The 21,203-nt window shown below is 47.7% G+C and carries 20 protein-coding genes and 2 pseudogenes; 11 read left to right on the top strand and 11 right to left on the bottom strand.

The window, feature by feature from the left end:
• Both AC3WRW_RS20490 and AC3WRW_RS20485 read right to left on the bottom strand, forming a co-directional pair.
• A pseudogene (locus AC3WRW_RS20490) lies at nt 1-708 on the bottom strand (hypothetical protein); the annotation flags it as partial.
• 78 nt (nt 709-786) lie between these two features.
• Complete coding sequence (locus tag AC3WRW_RS20485) at nt 787-1,209, bottom strand: DUF2712 domain-containing protein (RefSeq protein ID WP_492548151.1); 423 nt, start codon at nt 1,207-1,209, stop codon at nt 787-789.
• 306 nt (nt 1,210-1,515) lie between these two features.
• On the opposite strand from AC3WRW_RS20485, the pseudogene AC3WRW_RS20480 reads away from it, so the two are divergent.
• From AC3WRW_RS20480 to AC3WRW_RS20470, 3 genes and pseudogenes are all read left to right on the top strand, one after another.
• A pseudogene (locus AC3WRW_RS20480) lies at nt 1,516-1,926 on the top strand (IS1380 family transposase); the annotation flags it as partial.
• A gap of 231 nt (nt 1,927-2,157) precedes the next feature.
• Nucleotides 2,158-2,412: a hypothetical protein gene (locus AC3WRW_RS20475; protein ID WP_492548150.1), complete on the top strand. Its 255-nt coding sequence runs from the start codon at nt 2,158-2,160 to the stop codon at nt 2,410-2,412.
• Nucleotides 2,413-2,601: 189 nt separating this feature from the next.
• Complete coding sequence (locus AC3WRW_RS20470; protein WP_492548149.1) at nt 2,602-2,820, top strand: hypothetical protein; 219 nt, start codon at nt 2,602-2,604, stop codon at nt 2,818-2,820.
• Nucleotides 2,821-2,864: 44 nt separating this feature from the next.
• Here the strand turns inward: AC3WRW_RS20470 and AC3WRW_RS20465 are convergent, their stop codons facing one another.
• Nucleotides 2,865-3,131, bottom strand: a complete 267-nt coding sequence (locus AC3WRW_RS20465) for a hypothetical protein (RefSeq protein WP_492548153.1) — start codon at nt 3,129-3,131, stop codon at nt 2,865-2,867.
• A 212-nt stretch (nt 3,132-3,343) separates the two neighbouring features.
• Here AC3WRW_RS20465 and yhbH point away from each other — a divergent pair, with 212 nt between their 5' ends.
• The 4 genes from yhbH to AC3WRW_RS20445 all read left to right on the top strand — a co-directional run bounded on the left by yhbH (nt 3,344) and on the right by AC3WRW_RS20445 (nt 6,733).
• Entirely contained in the window at nt 3,344-4,501 is a 1,158-nt protein-coding gene (gene yhbH / locus AC3WRW_RS20460) for a sporulation protein YhbH (protein ID WP_492548148.1), read from the top strand.
• Nucleotides 4,498-5,931, top strand: a complete 1,434-nt coding sequence (locus AC3WRW_RS20455; RefSeq protein ID WP_492548147.1) for a SpoVR family protein — start codon at nt 4,498-4,500, stop codon at nt 5,929-5,931. The genes yhbH and AC3WRW_RS20455 overlap by 4 nt, the downstream gene beginning before the upstream one ends.
• Before the next feature lie 165 nt (nt 5,932-6,096).
• Nucleotides 6,097-6,354 carry a hypothetical protein gene (locus tag AC3WRW_RS20450; RefSeq protein ID WP_492548146.1) on the top strand — a complete coding sequence of 86 codons (258 nt, stop codon included), beginning with the start codon at nt 6,097-6,099 and terminating at the stop codon, nt 6,352-6,354.
• On the top strand, nt 6,344-6,733 hold the full coding sequence (locus tag AC3WRW_RS20445) for an aspartyl protease family protein (RefSeq protein WP_492548145.1): 390 nt from the start codon (nt 6,344-6,346) through the stop codon (nt 6,731-6,733). Before AC3WRW_RS20450 ends, AC3WRW_RS20445 begins: the two co-directional genes overlap by 11 nt.
• A 93-nt stretch (nt 6,734-6,826) precedes the next feature.
• On the opposite strand, the gene AC3WRW_RS20440 is transcribed toward AC3WRW_RS20445, so the two are convergent.
• A complete protein-coding gene (locus tag AC3WRW_RS20440; RefSeq protein ID WP_492548144.1) occupies nt 6,827-7,393 on the bottom strand; it encodes a Uma2 family endonuclease in 567 nt (188 codons plus the stop codon).
• A 259-nt stretch (nt 7,394-7,652) separates the two neighbouring features.
• On the opposite strand from AC3WRW_RS20440, the gene AC3WRW_RS20435 reads away from it, so the two are divergent.
• Both AC3WRW_RS20435 and AC3WRW_RS20430 read left to right on the top strand, forming a co-directional pair.
• The gene (locus AC3WRW_RS20435; protein ID WP_492548143.1) at nt 7,653-7,865 is read left to right on the top strand and encodes a hypothetical protein; all 213 of its coding nucleotides are present in this window, start codon (nt 7,653-7,655) and stop codon (nt 7,863-7,865) included.
• 153 nt (nt 7,866-8,018) lie between these two features.
• Entirely contained in the window at nt 8,019-8,810 is a 792-nt protein-coding gene (locus AC3WRW_RS20430; RefSeq protein ID WP_492548142.1) for a hypothetical protein, read from the top strand.
• A 382-nt stretch (nt 8,811-9,192) separates the two neighbouring features.
• Here the strand turns inward: AC3WRW_RS20430 and AC3WRW_RS20425 are convergent, their stop codons facing one another.
• The 7 genes from AC3WRW_RS20425 to AC3WRW_RS20395 form a co-directional block, all read right to left on the bottom strand.
• A complete protein-coding gene (locus AC3WRW_RS20425) occupies nt 9,193-10,023 on the bottom strand; it encodes an aldo/keto reductase (RefSeq protein ID WP_492548141.1) in 831 nt (276 codons plus the stop codon).
• 87 nt (nt 10,024-10,110) lie between these two features.
• Nucleotides 10,111-11,556, bottom strand: a complete 1,446-nt coding sequence (locus AC3WRW_RS20420; protein WP_492548152.1) for a nicotinate phosphoribosyltransferase — start codon at nt 11,554-11,556, stop codon at nt 10,111-10,113.
• 5 nt (nt 11,557-11,561) lie between these two features.
• Nucleotides 11,562-12,395, bottom strand: a complete 834-nt coding sequence (nadE, locus tag AC3WRW_RS20415; RefSeq protein WP_492548140.1) for an NAD(+) synthase — start codon at nt 12,393-12,395, stop codon at nt 11,562-11,564.
• A gap of 58 nt (nt 12,396-12,453) precedes the next feature.
• The gene (locus AC3WRW_RS20410; RefSeq protein WP_492548139.1) at nt 12,454-13,002 is read right to left on the bottom strand and encodes a cysteine hydrolase family protein; all 549 of its coding nucleotides are present in this window, start codon (nt 13,000-13,002) and stop codon (nt 12,454-12,456) included.
• A 70-nt stretch (nt 13,003-13,072) separates the two neighbouring features.
• Nucleotides 13,073-13,861: an NUDIX domain-containing protein gene (locus tag AC3WRW_RS20405; RefSeq protein ID WP_492548138.1), complete on the bottom strand. Its 789-nt coding sequence runs from the start codon at nt 13,859-13,861 to the stop codon at nt 13,073-13,075.
• A gap of 150 nt (nt 13,862-14,011) precedes the next feature.
• Entirely contained in the window at nt 14,012-14,338 is a 327-nt protein-coding gene (locus AC3WRW_RS20400) for an SPW repeat domain-containing protein (protein ID WP_492548137.1), read from the bottom strand.
• Between the two features lie 204 nt (nt 14,339-14,542).
• The gene (locus AC3WRW_RS20395) at nt 14,543-16,249 is read right to left on the bottom strand and encodes a methyl-accepting chemotaxis protein (protein ID WP_492548136.1); all 1,707 of its coding nucleotides are present in this window, start codon (nt 16,247-16,249) and stop codon (nt 14,543-14,545) included.
• A gap of 164 nt (nt 16,250-16,413) precedes the next feature.
• Here AC3WRW_RS20395 and AC3WRW_RS20390 point away from each other — a divergent pair, with 164 nt between their 5' ends.
• Together AC3WRW_RS20390 and trhO are read left to right on the top strand one after the other, a co-directional pair.
• Nucleotides 16,414-20,163 (top strand): response regulator, encoded by a 3,750-nt coding sequence (locus AC3WRW_RS20390; RefSeq protein ID WP_492548135.1) that lies wholly within the window; start codon nt 16,414-16,416, stop codon nt 20,161-20,163.
• Nucleotides 20,164-20,247: 84 nt separating this feature from the next.
• Nucleotides 20,248-21,153 carry an oxygen-dependent tRNA uridine(34) hydroxylase TrhO gene (gene trhO / locus AC3WRW_RS20385; RefSeq protein WP_492548134.1) on the top strand — a complete coding sequence of 302 codons (906 nt, stop codon included), beginning with the start codon at nt 20,248-20,250 and terminating at the stop codon, nt 21,151-21,153.
• The last annotated feature ends 50 nt before the right edge of the window (nt 21,154-21,203 follow it).

Genomic DNA, 21,203 nt, shown 5'->3' with positions numbered 1-21,203 from the left:
TATTAACATAGCGGCTTGTCCAGGAGGCAAAAAATAAAATGGAGCATAATAGAGTCGTTCCAACCAATCACATAGAAATAAAATAAATAAATTCAAAATAAAAGGAACAAGTAAAACCACAAATCGGTGTGTCACCCATGAAGAAATAGCCAATGAAAAAACAGCAAACAAACCCGCAAATACAAAATTGATAGTGGTATATAAAAAAATATACATAAAGGGGGATGTAAATAATAATTCGCTCCACATACTATTCTTTCCAACAGTATAAGTCCCATCGGTAAATTGCGGATACACGATCGGTAAAAAACTCGACACAACAATAAAATTGAACAAGATTATAAAAGTAAAAGAAAGACCGCCTGTTAAAAAGACAGATGTAATCTTGGCCATCAAATAACTTTTCTTGGGCACTCGTGATGCAATAAAATTGATGTATTTGCTATGTAAGTCAGTATAGTAACTATCCGCATAAGGTAGAGCAGAAAGAATCGGCATCAATAAATACAAGGATACTGAGAAGTACTCGTTTGGCCTCATCGGAAACCAAGCGTTAAATGCAGATAATGGCATCTCATGTTTGGTTGGTATGTAAGGAAGTACCCTATATACAAAATGTAATATGGAATAAACGATTCCAATCGATATAACGATCCAAAACCACGATCTCTCCAATGCTCGTTTGAGTTCAAAGCGAATTATGTGCATGTTAGCCACTCCTGAAAGCAAATAGCGAAGCAACAATGGTACGAAAGTTGCTTCGCTTATTTTATATTTTCTAGCTATTTAAATACTGTCTGGACTCCAAACACCAGAGGCAGAAACATTCGCTTTTACGCCCAAGTTTGCTTTTATATGCACTGATGTATTAGGGCCGTGGTTCTCAAATACATAGTTTTTCAATTTCTTTGTAGTCCCGCTGCTGAAAGTATAATAATTGCCGCCAGACTCATCTGTGCTCCCGACTTCTACCCAACCTGTAAAGGAATAATTAGCTGTCATACTGTTTACTTTCATATAGGAGCTTGTGTTGTCTTGCTTTACACGGTCTGAAGTAGCTTGATATTGTGTTCCTCCTAACCCTAACCAATTAGTTGCTGCAAAGCTAAAGCTAAAAGATTCATCCTGGGTATTGCCTGCAGCACTTACTTGTGCAGCCCCTAAAATAATTGCAGCAATTGGAATAGAATATAAAAATTTCTTTTTCATGAAAAACTACCTATACTAACCATATTTTACTTTCGAAAAAATATTACCATATACTGCTAGATACTGTCAACATTTTGAAATGATAGTTTGAGGTTTTAGTCTTTCACAGATCCTATTTTTATCTGCTATCAGAAGTCAAAGCAAAAATGAAAACCGAAAAACCTGCGGATGCATGAACGCTACTCGAATAGAAACAAACCTGAATTTCGAAAGTGACTTTCTCTAAAAATAAGAAAAAGGGCTGCAACCTTTGGTAGAATGGTGTTTGCGAAGACAACATCACCCAAAGAGAGGAGCACCTTTAAGGTGAAGTCTATCATGCCCTTCAGCAATATCAAGACAGAATTTTCACTACAACATACGACCAACGTCGGCGGAAGCAAAATCTTCTTGGCGTATCTGGAAAAGATCAAGCTCTCCGAAGCCTTGCAGGGGTTGTCCTGCGTCAAAGCGGGCATTTCGCTTTTTCCGGATTACCGAATCCTACTCTATTTCTTCATCGGCTGGATCCTTGGCTGCGAGCGGCTCTTTCACTTTCGCAAGTTGCAGCATGATCCGCTTATTCAACGATTTCTCGGCGGAAGCTGTCCACATCATTAGCTGCTGTATAAAGAGTTGGTCCGATTGTGCAAGGCATGTCCGAACCTCCAGATGGACTTGCGAAAATTAAACTATGAACTCATTTATCCCTGTCTGCCTTCCTATCTGATACTTGACTTTTAGAAATAGCCACAATAACTTTAGAATGCGCTACAAAAACCAAAATTCCGTGAATTGCAGCTTAGCCAGTGTGCGGGTGCACCTATTTTACATACCCTATGGGAGCGATTCGACCTCTCATTACTTTTAACTCAGTCTGGCATGATGAAACGTAATAGAGCGTCATCTTGGCTGCTATGCTTTCTTTACGTTGTCGGTCTCATCTCCAGTTGCTCTTCTGTTGTCCAGATGGCAGAATTGGCTCAAAAAGACTCTTTATTGAAACTCATGTTTAAACCTTGGAAGCTTGCTAAGTATACTATGAGTTGGAAAACATTTTGGGGGAAGCGTGTTGAACGTCTTAAGCAAGATGAGCAAACGAAGTTGCAAGAAAGCGATGTTGTAAATTTAGATGATACGCATTGCGCTCATCCATACGCGAAGCAACTCCCGTTTTTGTCTTGGCTTTTCGATCATTCGACTAAAACGTATTCTTGGGGATGAATTTGGTTGTGATACAAGCTGTCTTGAAAAGTGGATTAGAGTATGCCTTGTTTCAATTTGGCAAAAACCGAAAACAAAGGTGAGGGTTTTACGAGGATGGATTTGGCCAAACAAATGCTCTTAATGCTGCCCGAATCCGTGGAATGAGAAACAAGTCACTAAACAAAAAAATGTTCAGATCGCAGCTGTGTGGCTACGCGTTTAAAGGAAGATGAAGTTTCCAAGGTAGAATTGAGCGAAGATGATGAAACTCCTGCCACTTACAAAGGGGCTTACTTGCTCATTAGCAATCGATATGATGCCCTAGAGGAAACTCTGCAGACTTATTTGAAACGTTGGCGAATTGAAGTGTTTTTCGTACAGCAAAGTTTCTTCCGGAGTAAAACGCTCACTGCGAAACTGGATTAGCTTTGTCCTAACAGCAGGGAGCCAGATGATCGAGCGAGTTTCCATTATACAAAATCCTTAGGAGACAATGATTTCAAAAGCTCAGAAGTTGACATTCCTTTACCTTGTTTATATTCTACACGACTTTCATCAATCATGCGCTTAAGCTCTGGATTCACTTTTACTTCAGAACTAATAGATAGATGATCTTCCTCTTGCAAAACGACCGTAAATTTCCCTTTTCCAGGTATAAGAAATTGACGCACTGATTGCTCACTATTCATGCTGATAATGGTTTCCATGAGCTCTTCGAAACTGGTTACTTTTTCCATAAATTTCACCAATTTTCTTTACTTACATATTAAGAACAGCATATGCTCTCGATGGCTTTCACCCTACTAATTCACTTCCCCAAAACAATGACAGCCCAATCACAATTCCCATCACATATCCCCCGCACACTTGAATATATTTAATAACAAGCTTTTTTTCCCTATGTCTGATTAGCGCCATTGCTTATCATAAACGCCATGGAGGTGTCAACATGACAGAACCCCTGTTTACCGTTTCCCGTGAGGATTGGTCCTTGCACCGTAAAGGGTACCAAGATCAAACCCGACACCAAGAGAAGGTGAAAGATGCCATTAAACAGAACCTCCCTGATTTGGTAACAGACGAGAGCATTGTAATGTCCAACGGAAAGCAGGTCGTGAAAGTACCGATCAAGAGCTTGGATGAGTACCGGTTCCGTTATAATTTTAACAAAGGCAAACATGTCGGTCAGGGAGACGGCGACTCGCAAGTGGGCGATGTGTTGGGAACGGATCCCCAACCCGCTCAAGCTCCGGGGAAAGGTCAGGGTGCGGGCGACCAGGCCGGTGAAGATTATTATGAGGCCGAAGTCAGCATGGAGGAGCTGCAAGCCATGCTTTTCTCCGAGCTGGAGCTGCCGAATTTGCAGAAAAAAGAGAAGCGCAATATGACGACCACCGAAGTCATTTTCAATGATATTCGCAAGAAAGGCATCATGTCCAACATCGATAAGAAACGCACCATCATTGAGAATTTGCGCCGCAATTCACGTTCAAATTCGCCGGGCATCCACCATATCAGCCCTGATGATCTACGATTCAAAACGTGGGACGAAGTCGAGAAACCCCACTCGAATGCCCTCATTATTGCAATGATGGATACGTCAGGCTCCATGGGCTCCTTTGAAAAGTACATCGCCCGCAGCTTCTTCTTCTGGATGACGCGGTTTCTGCGAACGAAATATGAGAATGTGGAAATCGTCTTCATTGCGCACCATACGGAAGCCAAAGAGGTCACCGAGGAAGAATTTTTCACAAAAGGCGAAAGCGGCGGCACGATTTGCTCATCGGCCTATCAAACCGCCATCGATATCATCGATAAACGCTATCCGCCTTCGCAGTTTAATATTTATCCTTTCCATTTCTCCGATGGAGATAATTTAACGTCAGATAACGAACGCTGCGTGAAACTCATTTCCCAACTGATGGAGCGCTGCAATATGTTTGGATACGGAGAAGTGAATCAGTACAATCGGAGCAGCACACTCATGTCTGCTTTTCGTCATATTCACGACCCTAAATTTCTGCATTACGTCATCCGCGAGAAAGGCGAAGTCTACAAAGCGTTAAAAACCTTTTTTACCAAGCAGGAAGGGGTGGCTGTTCAATGAGTAAAACCGAGATTCAGCAGCTTGAATACGCCATTGATGAAATAACGGAAATTGCCAAGGGGTTTGGGCTCGACTACTATCCTATGCGGTATGAAATATGTCCTGCGGAAATCATTTATACATTCGGAGCATACGGGATGCCAACCCGGTACAGCCATTGGAGCTTTGGGAAAAATTTTCACAGAATGAAGACTCAATACGACCTGGGGTTAAGCAAAATTTACGAGTTGGTCATCAATTCCGACCCCTGCTACGCTTTCTTGCTGGATGGCAACTCCCTCATTCAAAATAAGCTCATCGTCGCTCACGTGCTGGCGCACTGCGATTTTTTTAAAAACAACGTCCGTTTCTCCAAAACGAACCGGAACATGGTCGAGAGCATGTCCGCTACGGCGGAGCGTATCCGCCAGTATGAGCTCGAGCATGGCATTGACGAAGTCGAACAATTCATCGACGCCGTACTCGCGATTCAAGAGCATATCGATCCTGTCCTTACCCTATCCTATCGGCAGGCCCGCGACCGGCAAGAAACGAACAAAGCTTCAGCTCCTGCTGCGCGTTCTGAATTAACCTACGGTTATGAAGATCTATGGGGTCTTGATGCCAAAAGCAAACCTGCTCCTGCAGCCGATAAAGAGGAAGTCAAACGCTTTCCGCCGAAGCCGGAGAAAGATATTCTACTTTTCATCGAAGAAAATGCGCCGTACATGGAGGATTGGCAGCGGGACATTCTGACGATGCTGCGCGACGAAATGCTGTACTTCTGGCCGCAGCTGGAAACCAAAATCATGAACGAAGGCTGGGCTTCGTACTGGCATCAACGCATTTTGCGGGAGTTGGATTTGACCGAAGAGGAAACCATTGAATACTCCAAGCTTAACTCATCGGTCGTCGTGCCCTCCCGGCATACGTTGAATCCGTATTATTTAGGTTTGAAAATATTTGAAGACATCGAGAAGCGCTGGGATAATCCGACCGAAGAGGAAATCCGGACGCAAGGTCGCAAGAAAGGCGAAGGCCGAAGCAAAATATTCGAAGTCCGCGAGTATGAATCCGACACATCTTTCATTCGGAACTATTTGAATAAGCCGTTAGTGGAGGAGCTGGATTTATATATTTTTGAGAAGAAAGGTCCGGAGTGGAAAATTACCGATAAAACGTGGGAAAATACCCGGGATCAGCTGATTTATTCGCGTGTGAACGGCGGATTCCCCTACATCGTCGTGGAGGATGGCGACTACCAGCGTAATGGCGAGCTGTATTTGAAGCATGCCTATGAAGGGGTTGAATTGGATCTCAAATATGTCGAGCGAACGCTCCCCTACATTTACAAGCTCTGGGGCAAAACCATTCATATGCATACGATTGTCGAAGATAAGCCGGTGTTGTTCAGTTATGATGGGAAGAAGCATCATCGCAGATTTTTATAGGAGAATGACCGGCCTCGAGCGATTGAGGCCGGTTCTTGCTATTCCAGGCTGAACAGCTCTCTTGTATCGATTGGATAAAAGCCTCGGATACCTAGAAAAAATTGAAGGGAACTCAGATGTTTTGTGATAAAATAGAGGTATCAGAACCTAATGGAGGTGCCAGCTATGCAATGGGAAGAAGTACGTAAGATTTATCCTGACCAATATGTTAAGCTGCAAATCCTTGTATCCCATACCGAAGGCAATACCAAATATGTAGATGAAGTTGCCTTGATTAAAGCTATTCAGGATCCCAAGGAAGCAACTCTAGAACTGCTCCGTTCAAAGGACGGTATCGTTGTGTCTCACACCTCGAATGAAGAGCTGAAGATTGAACTCCGCTCACTTAGAGGCTTACGAGGAGTTGCTCAGTATGAAAGTTGATCTTGTGGATGGACTGCTGCAGACCTCGATTACGATAAATTTCAAGGGACAAGCACTCACAATAGACAAGCTGGTCATTGATACCGGTGCTTCCCACACTCTCCTTTCCGCCGATGCTGTAGCTGATATTGGTGTTTATTTTGAAACTGGAGACGAACTCGTCAGTGCTTTCGGCATCGGCGGCGAAGAAAGCTGTTTTAGAAAAGCGTTTGATTTTGTCACGCTGGGTGACTTCAAGATTGAAAGTTCCAAGCTCGATGTTGGTGCCTTGCATGAAAAACTTGAGATTAATGGGCTTTTAGGATTGGATTTGCTTATGGCGGCGAATATTGTACTGGACTTATCTAGTTTTAGTATGTATACAAAATTAAGAGAATAGTACGGCTGTCTAGACAGCCTCTACATTCATAAGTGCCCTAATCAGGTAAGATTTTTATAGGAGAATGACCGGCCTCGAGGGCCGGTCATTTCCCTATTCCAGACTAAACAGTCTGGTCATGGGCACTTGTAAATCTTTAAACACATAGGATTGGATAGTATCCTGCTCCGCAAATAATTGGCGCACTTGATAGCCGCCATCTTCTAGCGAATAAACATGAGCCGTTCGATTCCCTGGGTCAACAATCCAATATTCCTGCACTTTATACTTCTGATATAAGTTGAATTTCTCATTAAAATCTTTTAATGCCGTCGATGGCGACAGCACTTCAATGATGATAGCCGGAGCACCGTGACAGCCATTTTTGGAGATCATCTCTTTCGAGCAAACAACCGAGAGATCGGGCTGTGCGATATGATCAGGTGACTCATACTCACCACTTTCGCTGAAAAATACATCAAATGGAGCCACGAACACTAAGCAGCTCCGATTCTGAAAAAATGTCCGTAGGGAGAAATGGAGCTCTCCAACAATAAATTGATGCAAAGAAGTCGGAGCCGGCGACATATTGTAGGCCTTGCCGTTAATTAGCTCCCAGGATCCATCCCACGTCAGCCAATCTTGATAAGTGTGGATTTTCTTCTCATCCGGATTTGACACGAAGTTCGACCTCCTCCTGATTGTTACATTAGAGACTTGATTAATTGTACCATGCCTCCTCAGCACGTTGCTAACATTTACTCGTTATGATAATCAGTATTACCCAAATAACAACCGTTGTATCAAGCCTACCCGATCTCACACCGACAAAAGTAGTGCTTTTCCGACAACGTTAATCGACGGACATCCTTTACAAGCCATGTTACGCTTAAAACTCAGTTAATTGATAATAATTTTCATGTTAGGAGATGAGCTGAAGTTGAGAATGAATATTTTATTTAACAAGAGACCGATTTCTGTGAACTTTATTGGCACGGATCACAAACTAATTCCCTCTCTGATCAACGCTCTTCGTTATAACAAATTTACAACGACGAACCTTGGCCAAACGTTAGAGCATGTTGACTTATTTAGTTCAGAAGCCATTTTATATGCAAAGGATGGAAATAAAGCCCGAATTCCTATTTTCTAAAAAGCCTTCTTACATAAAAAGAAAGTCCATTCGTCTGAGTGATTCTATCACTAGGCGGATGGGCTTTTTTCATGCGTCAAGCATATTTCTTTTGTGATTTTCATAGAATGATAGAAAGAGTTGATTTAAGAGAATAGGAGTTGCCTTATGCCTATGTCTACGATCCGTCCAGCCAAAAGTAACGCAGCCACCCTACTTATCTATATCCTGATTATGCTAACTAGTTTCATATGGACGATTATCTTGGGGTATCACAAAAATGACCAACCGCCGAACCTCGCAATCTCCGAGTACCGCGTCGTCCAAGCCAGCAATGGCGTTACCCTTCATAGTATTCAGACACCGCCTCAAAACATCGGGCTGAAGGCCATTACCGGGAATGTAACGGACATGAGCGAAAATGGCATCAATGGCGGCTTCTTTTGGCAGGGCTATCTGCTGAGCATCGCCGTCATCAACGATCGCCCCGTCAAAGGGCAGCCTGGCGATTACGGCTCCGGCTGGTTTAATATTGACCGCAAACGGGGAACGTTGGTCTGGGATGAGAAAGCACAAACTTTCACGATTCAGGTCGTTGAAAACGCCGAGGAGCTGAAAGTGATGGACCGGAACCATTACTGGGCGCAGGGGGGCGTAAGCATGGGATTGACCAATCCCGACGGATGGGCGGCCCAGGCCATTTCGGAGGAGATGCCCGTCATTGATGAGAAACGCATGCGCTCGGGAATTGTTTATGACAGAAACAATAACGTTTACTTAGTCGTTGCCCCGACACCCTGCACAGGCGAACAATTCCGCACAGCGGTGCAGGAACAGGTGGGGAACGGGCAACTGGTGGACGGCCTGTTCTTGGACGGCGACGGTTCCTCGCAGCTTAAAGTCGCGGATTACCTGCTTCCCGGCGATCATCGCGAGGTATATCAGATGATTGCGCTGCTGAAGTGAGGGGAGTCGGAACGAGGTTCGGCGAACTGGGAACTACAGGGCGTTATTTCGACGAAAGGAGTCCTTGAAGCCGCCAAGGCGGAACTATAGGGCCTTATTTCCTCGAAACTCAGCCGATTTCGCGAAAAACAACCAAATAACGGACCACTGTTCCCACTAAACTGCAAGTTAGCTGTTTTGTAGGTAAATAGCGTACTGTAGTTCCCTAACATTTGCACGCGCTTTTTGCGGGGAGGGAGGGGAGCTACGGGTACAGGTACAGCAACAGTAAATGCAATAACAGCAGCACTCCCCAGCGTGCCCAGAGCCCCCCCGGTCCCGCCGCTCGCGAAACAAAAAAGAGGAATCCCCGCCAACCATCAGCGGCAATTCCTCTTTCCTATTAGAACGTCACGTTGTCCGGGTCCGGACCAATGCGCTTGTCTTGGTTCAACGAATCAACGAGAGCCATATCCTCAGCGCTCAGCTCAAAATCAAAAATATTCGCATTCTCGCGAATTCGATGCTCTGTCACCGATTTCGGAATCGTGACGACACCGTTCTGAATGTCCCAACGCAGCACGATTTGCGCTGCCGATTTCCCATGCTTGGCCGCGAGCTGCGACAGCACAGGATGATCGAGATTCCCCTGCATCAGCGGACTCCAAGCTTCCAGCTGAATGTTGTTCTCGCGGGTGAACGCGAGCAGTTCCTTTTGCGCCAGCTGCGGATGATACTCGACTTGGTTCACGGCAGGCACGACACCCGTATCCTCAATCACGTGCTGCAAATGATGAATTTGAAAATTGCTGACTCCAATAGCGCGCACGTGGCCTTCTTTGTACAAGTGAACAAGCGCTTTCCATGTTTCTCTATACGTCGCCGGTTTAGCCCAGTGAACTAAATACAAGTCGATCGTCTCGAGACCGAGCCGCTTCCGGCTTGCTTCAAATGCTTGCAGGGTAGATTCGTAGCCTTGATCCGCATTCCAAACTTTCGTCGTGACGAAAATCTCGTCGCGCGGCACGCCGCTCTCGCGCAGTCCTTGACCGACGCCTTCTTCGTTCTGATAGATGGCTGCAGTATCTATGCTGCGGTATCCCAGTTGCAGAGCTGTTTTGACAGCGCCAATTACCTCTTGGCCTTCTTGGGTTTTCCAAACGCCTAACCCCAGCCATGGCATATGCACGCCATTATTGAGCTGGACGCCTTGTGTAAATGCTTTCGTTGACATTGGCTCATACCTCCAACATATAAAATATGGTGTGACAGCTCTTGAAAGAGTACGCCCAATGTCTATCATACCACTAGTTTTAACCAATCACATCTTTGTGTGCGCGTGAATGAGATTCATCTTAAGCTCCCACAGCTCCGTGCTTAAGTTTACGCGGTATCCTTCCGGATTCAGCTTGCGAAGATACTGCGGCCAAAACGTCTTCATCTGCTCCGCATGATACGCCCGGATATGTTCCAGCGTCGGCAGGTCATAGACCAGCTCGCCACCGGCAAAAATAGCTTGAAGCAGCGGAACCGCTTCATAGTTTTCAATATACTTGTAGATATATGTATGGGTAGGATCGAACAGCTTGATCCGCTCCCCCCGCTGAATATCGCTTTCGTGCTCCAGTGCCAAGTAATCCGCTTCCGCTTTGCCTGTTTGCTTGTTGACGATCCGGTAGACTTCCTTGAAGCCGGGATTGGACACCTTCTCGGGATTGCCCGAAATCTTGATGACCGGCTCGAATTCGCCGTTCTTCTCACGGGCAACCAGCTTGTAAACCCCACCAAGCGCAGGCTGATCGGCCGCGGTGATGAGCTGGGTGCCGACGCCCCAGACATCGATTTTGGCGCCTTGGGCTTTCAGTCCCTCGATGATGTTCTCGTCGAGGTCGTTCGAGGCGACGATCCGCACCTCGGGGAAGCCCGCTTCATCCAGCATCTGCCTGGCCTGCTGGGACAAATACGCCAAATCGCCGCTGTCGAGGCGAATGGCGTTCATGCGCTTGCCCTGCTGCTGCAGCATGCGCGCGGTCTTGATGGCGTTCGGCACGCCGCTGCGCAGCGTGTCGTACGTATCAACGAGCAGCGTCACTTGCTCCGGCAGCGCCTCGGCATAAGCACGGAAGGCTTCCTCTTCCGTGTCATGCGCCTGCACCCATGCGTGCGCGTGGGTGCCCTTCGTCGGGATGCCGAACAGCATCCCGGCCCGCAAGTTCGAAGTCGCGTGAAAGCCCGCGACATACGCGGCTCTTGCGCCCCAGATCGCGGCGTCAGCCTCTTGGGCGCGTCTCGTGCCGAACTCCAGCAGAACGTCGTTCGGTGCAGCCTGTTTGACGCGCGAAGCCTTCGTCGCGATGAGGGTCTGGTAGTTCACGAAGTTGAGAATCGCCGTCTCTACCAGCTGCGCCTCAAACATGCTCGCCACCACGCGAACGAGCGGCTCATTCGGGAAAACCAGCGTCCCTTCCGGCACCGCTTGCAGATCGCCGCTGAACTTGAACGCGCGCAGCGCCTCCAGAAAGTCTTCGCGGTAATGCTCCTCCTGCTCGCGCAGGTAAGCAATTTCGTCATCCCCGAAATGCAGGTGCTGAATGTAATGGACGAGCCGCTCCAATCCGGCGAAAACCGCGTACCCGCCGTCAAAAGGCAGCTTGCGGAAATACACCTCGAAAACCGCCTTGTCCCTATAAGTTCCTTGCAGCCAATGTGCGTACATCATATTAATTTGATATTTATCCGTGTGAAGCGTCAAATTGTCGTAGTTCATATCTTTCATCCTTTCCACCAAGTGTCGTAGCAAGTGACCGGTCCTCTGCGTTTATGTTCTGTAACCGCGTAACGTTCTTCGATTTTGCGGACGATATCAGCAGGGAGGGAGCGGCCTTCCAAATAATCGTCCAACTGCACATAGCTGACTCCCAGCGCCTCTTCATCCGGAAGACCCGGCTTCAAATCTTCCAAATCGGCCGTAGGCTTTTTCAAATACAAGTGTTCCGGGCAGCCCAGCCGCTTCAGCAGTTCCTTGCCTTGTCGCTTGTCGAGGCCGTAAATCGGGGCCACATCGCAGGCGCCATCCCCGTGCTTCGTATAAAATCCGGTAATCGCCTCAGCGGCGTGATCCGTTCCCAGCACCAGCAGCCCGTAATGCGCGGCTAAATCATACTGCACCTTCATACGCTCGCGGGCTTTGACGTTCCCTTTATGGAAATCGCTCAAAGCTTCGCCCGTCGCTTCCGCAAATTGCCGCACCGATGCATCCACGGCAGGTTGAATATTCACAGTCACCACCCGGCTCGCCGCTATAAACTGAATCGCCGCCTGTGCGTCCGCTTCATCCTGTTGAATGCCGTAAGGCAGCCTTACCGCCATAAACTGACAGGCATCCTTGCCGCTTTCCGCATTGAGCTCATCGATCGCCATTTGGGCCAGCTTGCCTGCTAATGTCGAGTCCTGGCCTCCTGACATGCCAAGCACGTAGCCTTTAGCTCCTGTATATCGAAGATACGCTTTAAGAAACTGTATACGGCGCTGAATTTCGCCATCCGTGTTAATTTCATTCAGCACGTGCAAGGCTCCTTGAATCTCAGCTTGTTTGGTATGTTGCATAGGTGACATCTCCTTCATCATATTGGATGATCCTAGCATTCCTGTTAACGCAGCTGTTTCATACCTCCAAACCGCGAACAACTTTAGCCCCTAATGTGCCTTCAAAATGCTGCAAAGCCCATTCATGGCCCTGCCTGTTAAAACTGGCGACAGCGTCCTCATGCACGACGATATCAAAACCTCTATTGTAAGCATCCACCGCTGTATGCAGCACGCAGATATCGGTGCAAACGCCAACCAGATGCAGCTCTTTAATGTCTCTGGCCCTTAGCCTCAGCTCCAAATCCGTGCCGCAAAAGGCGCTGTACCTTGTTTTGTCCATCCAATCAATTTCGTGCTCATGTTGTTCATGCACCGTTTTCAACTTGCCGTATAAATCGCGTCCTGCGGTACCGCGGATATTGTGCGGAGGAAACAATTTCGTCTCCGGATGGTACGGATCCTGTTCCTCGTGCAGATCCACCGCCATGACCACAAAATGCTGCCGGGCGACGAATGCCTCGGTAATTTCACAGATCCGCGTTTCAATCGCCATGCCCGGCTCCCCGCAAGGAAGCTTCCCGTCAATAAAATCAACCGTGTAATCAATAATAATCAATGCTTTCATCCTGAACCACTCCTCCATTGTGTATGTTTGATAATATTAATAAGACAATATCAAAACGTAAAAGAGAGGCCTAGCTGTATATGGACAGCTGAGGCACGTAATCGGTAAAACGGTAAAGCTGGGCGGCGCGTTGGGAATACCTGTTGGACATTTTCCCCTGTCCGTTGTGATCCAAAACCTCTTCGATAATGCCTTTGCGGCTTTGGGTAGACGTAATTTTACGGATAAAATTCCGCTCGTTGAACGTCGGGACGACCGTTTGAATCACTTGATACAATTCGCTGATCGTGAATTCCTCGGCCAAAAATTCTTTCGCGATCGTCGTCGTCAGCATCTTTAGCTGAATCTGTGCGAGCGCATCGCGAATGATGATCTCATGGTCGAAAGCGAGATCCATGGCCAGCGCTTCCTCCACGGGGAACAGCCGGACATCGGCAGCGTCATCGGCAGCCTGCCGCTTCTCCAGGAAGCTCTCGTGAACCAACGCGAAGTAAGCGTGAGAGATGATCCATCCCCGGGGATCGCGCTGCGGCGTGCTGTACACGTTAAAATATTCAAGGTGGACGTCCGAAACGCCCGTCTCTTCGGTCAGCTCGCGCCGGGCGCTCTCATGAATCGTTTCCGTCTCCGTCGAGAAACCGCCCGGAAGGGCCCACTGGCCTTCGAACGGCCACTGTTTTCTTTGAATCAGCAATACCTGCAGCTCTCTCAGCGGGAGAGCCTTCTTCACGGACCCCTTCGCCTCGGAAGTAATCGTGAAGATCACTATATCCGCAGGCGCACCGTCCGGCGTGCGATAATTACTTGCTTTATAGCTGCTTGCATGTTCTGTATTCAAGGGTGTCACTGCCTCGCTCATTTGTTATTGTCAATTTGATATTATCATTATGACATAATAAAACACACATGCAACCCTTATTTTTAACACAAAAAACAGGGTTCACCTTTGACGACTCCCGGATATACGGAATTCGCCTTTAGTATCCCCTGTTCGATATTTTTGTCAGCTTCATTGCTCTTCGGCGTACAAATTCGCATAATTGACAAGAATCGTTATAAAGCCAAGCACGACAAATAAGAAATAGGCGAACAATCCTACGTGAAACACATTGGGAACGAGAATGAATATAGCCCCGATCACCAGGCACAGCCAGTTCTGCCAGACCCGCTTCCCTGTTTTGCCCAGAGCCAGCAGAGACCCCACGAATTGCAAACCGCCAAGCAGCACACAGGCAAAAAACGCATCCGTTTGAGCTTCAAATCCAAACACCCAGGGGCTTACCAAAAACCAGAGTCCCATGCACGCCGATAACATATTTTTTAAATACATGGTCATCTTCCACCTCCTACAAGTATTGGCACTCGTAGAACATTTTACGAGTTACTCTAGTATACGCAAACGCTTTCAATTATGTGATATGGAAAAGCCTCCGGATCACCTAATTATTGTTGTCTAATCGATTCCACAGCACATTGTGCAAAAAAATAAAAAAACTTCTCTGAGTCAGCCTCAGGAAGTTTTTTTACGCCAGCCCAATTATCAAGAAATTCGAAATTTCGTTACCACTTGATGCAGATCTTGGGCGATGCTCGCCAAATTTCTCGCAGATGAAGTAATTTCTTCCGTGGAAGCAAGCTGCTCTTCCGTTGCGGCAGCTGCGGACTGCGCGGTTCCAGAAGTCATCTGTGCAACAGAACCGACATTTGCTACCGTTGCGGCAACCTGTTCCGACGAAGCAGCCATCTGCTCGGCTGCAGCAGCGGCTTCTTGAATTTTGCCAGCCACTTCCTGCGAAGCCGCTACGATTTGACCAAAGGCCGTTTCCGCGCTGCCTACTTCTTTTAACCCTTCCTGCACGTCCAGCAGTCCCGCATTCATAACTTCCGCAGCACGCAAAGCATCTCTTTGCATGTTCGAAATGAGTTCCGAAATATCGCGCACGGAATCGTCTGTCTGGGCAGCCAGCTTGCGAACCTCCCCGGCTACAACCGCAAAGCCTCTGCCGCTCTCGCCGGCACGTGCCGCTTCAATCGCCGCATTTAGGGCGAGCAGATTCGTTTGGGAAGCGATATTTCCAATGAGGGTAGAGATTTGTCCGATGTTCTGGGAATGCTTCTCCAGCTCTTGAATCACTTCGTTCGCCGCATCTACCGAATGGCTGACGGCTTGCATTTTATGGACTACCCGCTCCATGGAGTGCGTACCTTCCTCGGCAATTTGCGCAGCGGTAACGGACAGTCCCGAAACATCGGAAGTCGTCTCAGCGATCCGTTGAATGCCAATTGTCATTTCTTCCATGGCAGTGCCGCATTCCAGCGCATTTTGCGCTTGAGTATCCGCACCGGCTGCAACCTCCTGCACAGCTGCCGCCACGTGCTGGGAAGCGGACGTGTTCTGCTCGGAGCTTGCAAACAACTGCTGTGAGGACGTCGCTACGCTGCCTGCGGCTTGCAGCATTTGCTGCACCGAGTAGCGCAGGTGGTCGGCCATCTGATTCACAGAATCAGCCAAATCACCGATTTCGTCTTTATTTTTCAAGACAATCGGCTCCACCGTCAGATCGCCATTGGCGATTCGGGTTAAAACTTGTGACGTTCGGCGAACAGGGGCAGAAATATTTCTAACAAGCATGTAACAAGTAAATATCATGAACACGATGATTACACCAAGTACGATTGCAGAGGTTTTCAGGCTTTTTTCATAAAGTTTAATGTTGTCCAGATCGGCCTGTTTTCCGCCTTCCTGGTTAAAGACGACCATCCCCGCCATCGATTTTTGCGCAGTACCAAAAGCATCTGACATCGCTTGCTGGCTTGCTGCAGCTTCCTTCACTTTCGTTGGATCAGCGGTTAGCTGTTTATTTGTTGCAAATGCAGCTTTGAACGCATCCCAATCTTTGTTAAGTTCATCGAATTGCGTCGTATCATCATCCCCGGAGAGACTTCCCTTATAGTTTTCTAACAATTTGTCGATTTTTGTCATGGAGCTGGCGATTTCGGTATCGAACGGCTCATGCTTTTTCGTATCCGGCTCCAGCTTTTTCTGATAAAACAATGTTAAGATATGTTCTGAGTTATAGTGAATCTCATCCATAACTTGTACACCGATCATCCAATTCGTAGCCATGTCCGAACTGGTGTCTTTCAGGACGCCCATCCGCGTCATATCCGTAAAACTTAACCCTCCGATCATGAGAAAAATAATTGCAAATACGGTGATCATTTTCGTTTTTACAGTAAATCGCATGAGTTAAATTCCTCCAAGTTTATGAATGAATGATCGAACTAAGATGTTATACTCAAATCATCCTTTACCCTTAATCATACATGAAAATCGTTAAATGAATTACGCAAAACAGGTGTGAAATTTGTAAATTTTCCTAACATTTTGTCAAACTGCGGAGGCACCTTATGTCATCTTCCTTGCGTTTTAAACTGGTTGCACTACTTGTTCTCATCACAACCCTTTCATTATCCGTCGTTGGCTTTACGAACTATAAGCTGTCGAAAGATAAATTAATTCAGCAGTTAAAAACCCAGTCGATCTCCTCTGTCTCCAATTCCGCTCAAAATTTGTACGACTTCCTGTCGATTCGACTAGCCGAAGTAGAGCTGGTTAGCCGGGTAAACGTGATGAGGCGGGGAACTTTGCAGGAACAGTTGAATTATTTGGCCCAAGAATTGCAAACAGGCAATAATCGCTTCTTTGCGATGGGCGTTGCGGATCTGGACGGAAATTTACGTCTTACCTCCGGCAACGAACTGAACATTAAAGGCGAGCGGAGATTTGAAGAGGCCTTACTCGGCAAAACGTACATCTCTGACCCTTATTTCGGCAAAGTTTCCGGCAAATTCATGATTACGATTACTGCTCCTGTCTACAATGATCAAAAAGAATTGACATGCCTCGTCGATATCTCGCTGGACGCAGAGGCTGCTTTTCGTGATCATCTTCACCCTCCGGTTGCAGGCGCACAGGCCGTCATTGTGAATGACGAAGGCACTTTTCTGTATCATACCGATCTCTCCAAAATTTTCACCAAAAACATTATCGCCGACAACCCTTCTCTGGCAGATACTTTTCATAAAGCATTGCAGCAAGATGAGGGATATTTGGACGTCCATTTGGAAAACGGCAAGGAAGCGCAATGGTTTTATGCTCGTGTGCCGCAATTATCCTGGCATCTTGCTTACTCTTTGCCGGATGCTTTCTTCCAGGCGCCTGCCAGTCCATTGTTTTGGTCGACAGTCGGCTTGATCGTCATTACTGCCGCCATCCTGTTTCTTTTGATCCGCTTAACGGCTAACACGCTCATTATTTCACGGATTCAGCAAATTCTGCGCGTCACGGAATCCGTGGCTGCCGGCGACTTCTACATAAAGCCTCTTATGTTCAAAAGCAAAGATGAATTGGGCGCTTTGGCGCATTCCGTCAATGGAATGATCGAAAACCTGCGCGAGCTGTTCGAGCCTTTCGAAGCTTTCATTCAGCACAATCAATACGCGATGATCGTCACGGACCCGCATTTTACCATCAATCATTTGAACCGGCGGGCGACAGAACTTCTTGGCTACACGTTCACAGACGTACACAAAAAAGCAACCCCCTTGCTATGGATGGATCAAGATCAATTGAAAGAAAGAGCGGCCAAGTACACGCTTGAGCTTGGGGAATTCGTGCCTGCCGACTGCACAGCCCTCGTGATTCGAACGCTGCGCCACCTCAAAGAGGATGCGGAGTGGATTTGGCATCGCATAGACGGCACGCGCCTCTTCGTTCAAGTGAGCGTCAGCGCAATTACGCATCCGGGAGGGGATTTGAAAGGGTATGTCATCATCGCCCGCGACATCAGCGATATCAAGGAAAGCAATGAGACGAAGATGCGGCTCCTTACGATTGTAGAAAGTGCGCGGGATGCCATTCTTACCTTTGATCAGCAGGGCTATATTTTCTATATGAATCAAGCCGGCAAAAACTTAATTGGACTACATAAGGAACAAAAAACACTTCGCTTATTCAGCGAGTACGTGGACATCCGAAGCAACATCGATTTCGATGAAGGCCTGCTTACCGCGATCCGAGAAGGGTTCTGGGAATTTGAAGCCGAAGCGTTAACGAAAGAACAGCGCCGCATCTTCGTCTCCGTCACGGTTGTCCCCCATACGCCTGCTGAAAAAGGGGAACGTTACTTCTCTGCCATTTCGCGGGATATTACGGATCGGCGGCTTGTCAAAGAAGAGCTGATTCGCGCGAAGCAGGAAGCCGATGACGCCAATTTAACCAAGGGCATTTTCCTGGCAAGGATGAGCCACGAAATTCGGACGCCGCTGAACGGAATCGTCGGACTGTCCCACTTGATGGAACGCACGGCCATGTCTTCGCTTCAAAGGGACTATATGAGTAAAATTACGAAATCCTCGCTGTCCTTATCGCAGATTATTAGCGACATCCTTGACTTCTCTAAGCTGGAGGCAGACAAGCTGGCGATTGAGCATCATGCCTTCCTGCTGGATGACACGATCGACCGCGTGTGTGAAACGCTTAGCGTGCTGCTCGGCCATAAGCCGGTTGATTTTATTTGCGATATCGAGGAACAAGTGCCGCTTGGTCTCATTGGTGATTCTCTGCGCTTGTACCAAGTGCTTTTGAACCTAACCAGCAACGCCATTAAATTCACGGAACAAGGAACCGTTGCGCTGCGCGTCCAAGTTGAGCACCTGCGGGAAGAAGAAGTACGCCTTGGCTTCACGGTTGCCGATACGGGAATTGGCATGAACGAAGAGCAGCTTGCCAGGTTGTTCCAGCCGTTCATGCAAGCCGATGAAGTCACAAGCCGCAAATTCGGGGGAACGGGACTTGGTCTTGTGATCTCCAAGAGCATCATCGATCATATGGGCGGTACGATTGAAGCTTCCTCCAGTCCCGGGATCGGCACTGTTTTTCGCGTCAGCCTCCCATTTGCCTTAACGCCGCAAACGATGAAGACACCGCTGTGTTTCCCGCTTCGCGCCCTTCTCGTGGAAGATCACCCCGAGCTGCACAGTGTGCTGCTTCAATCCCTGCAATCGATGTGCAAGGAAGGGGCAGGCGTGTATTCGTGGAAGGAAGCCAGGAAAGTCATTGACGTCACTCCACTGGACTTGGTGCTGCTCGACATGGAAGCCTTTGATATGTACGGGGAGGAAGTGTGGCTGGACATGCTTGAGGCGTGTAACCGCCATAATTTGAAAACGATTATTTATACGACCTTAGCGGGACGGGACGCTTTAGAGCAGCTTCCGCCCGAAGCCGCGCCGGATGCGATCTTGGTTAAACCGATCTCCAAGAGCATTCTCTGCCAAACCTTGCAGAATATGCTTGCTTCGGATGCGACAGGCAGGCCGGGAGCGGGAGCGCTTGACATAAAGGAAGTTTGGCCTTCCTCTCCGCGGATTCTGCTTGTTGAAGATAATGAAATTAATCAGACCGTCGCCCGCTCTTTGCTAGAAAGCATGAATGGTATCGTCCAAGTAGCTTCCAACGGATTTGAGGCCCTGCAGCATCTGGAAACCTCAGATTACCAAATTATCCTGATGGATATCCATATGCCTGATCTCGACGGGATCGAAACCGCTAAGCGCATTCGGCTTAAGCCTGAATGGAGACACATTCCCATTATCGCCCTCACCGCAGATTCGACCTTAGAGAAGCGTGTAGCCTGTATCCGCGCAGGAATGAATGAAGTGATCTCCAAGCCGATCATGCCTGACCGCTTGTTCGCGGCCGTCCATAACATGTTAAGTTTGAGCGGCGGCAAAATGACTGCTCCCGGCCTGGATACCGAAGAAGCCCTCGAGCGGCTGCGAGGAAAAATGGATATCTACCACAACATGTTGAGGAAATTTCATGAGCAGACCAAAGATTCGATAGATCGGCTTACAACGGCCATTCAACAAACCGAATACGATGCTGCCATCTCTCAGCTTCATACGCTGCGCGGCTCAGCAAGCAACCTGTCTGCCCATCGCGTGCTTGCCGCGGCAACAGCGCTTGAAGAAACACTGCAGCAATCCACCCCTCTGGATGAAACGAAGACCATCTGGATTCAAAACCAGCTGCAAACCCTTGCGATTGCCCTGGAAGAGGTTTTTCACACCATCCAAAAATTGCTGGTTGATTGAAAAATGTGCGGTTTTATGTCACTATATGCATAAGGCTCCGTCTGTTCGGGGCATGCATTTTATAACGTATAGGTGGTTTAGTCAATGACAGCACAAAGCTCTCCATACCGCATTTTGTTGTATTATAAATTCGTTAACGTGATAGATCATGAAGCATTGGCTCGTGAACACTTGGCCTATTGTAAAGAGCTCGGCATTAAAGGCCGCATCCTGATCGCCCCGGAAGGCATCAACGGAACTTTGTCAGGAACCGTCGAGCAAACCGATGCCTACATGGCGATGATGAACCAAATGCCTTTGTTTAAAGATATGGTCTACAAGATCGACGAGAGTGAAGGACATGCTTTCAAAAAGCTGTTCGTCCGCCCAAAAAAGGAGCTCGTAACCTTCCGTCTCGAAGAAGATGTGAATCCCAACGAGCTGACCGGCACGCATTTGAAGCCAAAAGATTTCTATGAGAAGCTTCAGCAAGAAGATGTGATCGTTCTGGATGGCCGCAATCACTATGAATACGAGATCGGACATTTCCGCGGCGCCATTCGCCCGGACGTGGAAACGACGCGTGAATTCCCGGAATGGATTCGGAACAACCTCCAGGAATTTAAGGACAAGCCGATTCTCACTTACTGCACCGGCGGTATCCGCTGCGAGAAGCTGTCCGGCTTCCTGATTCAGGAAGGCTTCAAAGACGTTTACCAACTTGATGGCGGAATTGTCACTTACGGCAAAGATGAAGAAGTGAAGGGCCGTCTCTTTGACGGCAAATGCTACGTCTTCGATGAGCGGATTTCAGTTCCCATCAACCGCACGGATGAGGATATCGTCGTGGGCAAATGCTACCACTGCGGAACGGCCGAGGATCGCTATATCAACTGCGCAAACGATTTGTGCCACTTGAAGCATGTGTGCTGCGAAGCTTGCGAAGAGGAGCATAACAGCTTCTGCTCCAAGGAGTGCGAGGAGAAGACGCTTAGTTCGCTTGAGGCTTAAGATAACCTCGCTGGGAATATAGAGGGAAATACTGCTTATTTTGCCCCACA

It is taken from the genome of Paenibacillus sp. FW126-R14, assembly GCF_058789495.1.
The sequence above is the reverse complement of the archived record's forward strand: the minus strand, read 5'-3'. Positions and strand labels throughout refer to the sequence as shown.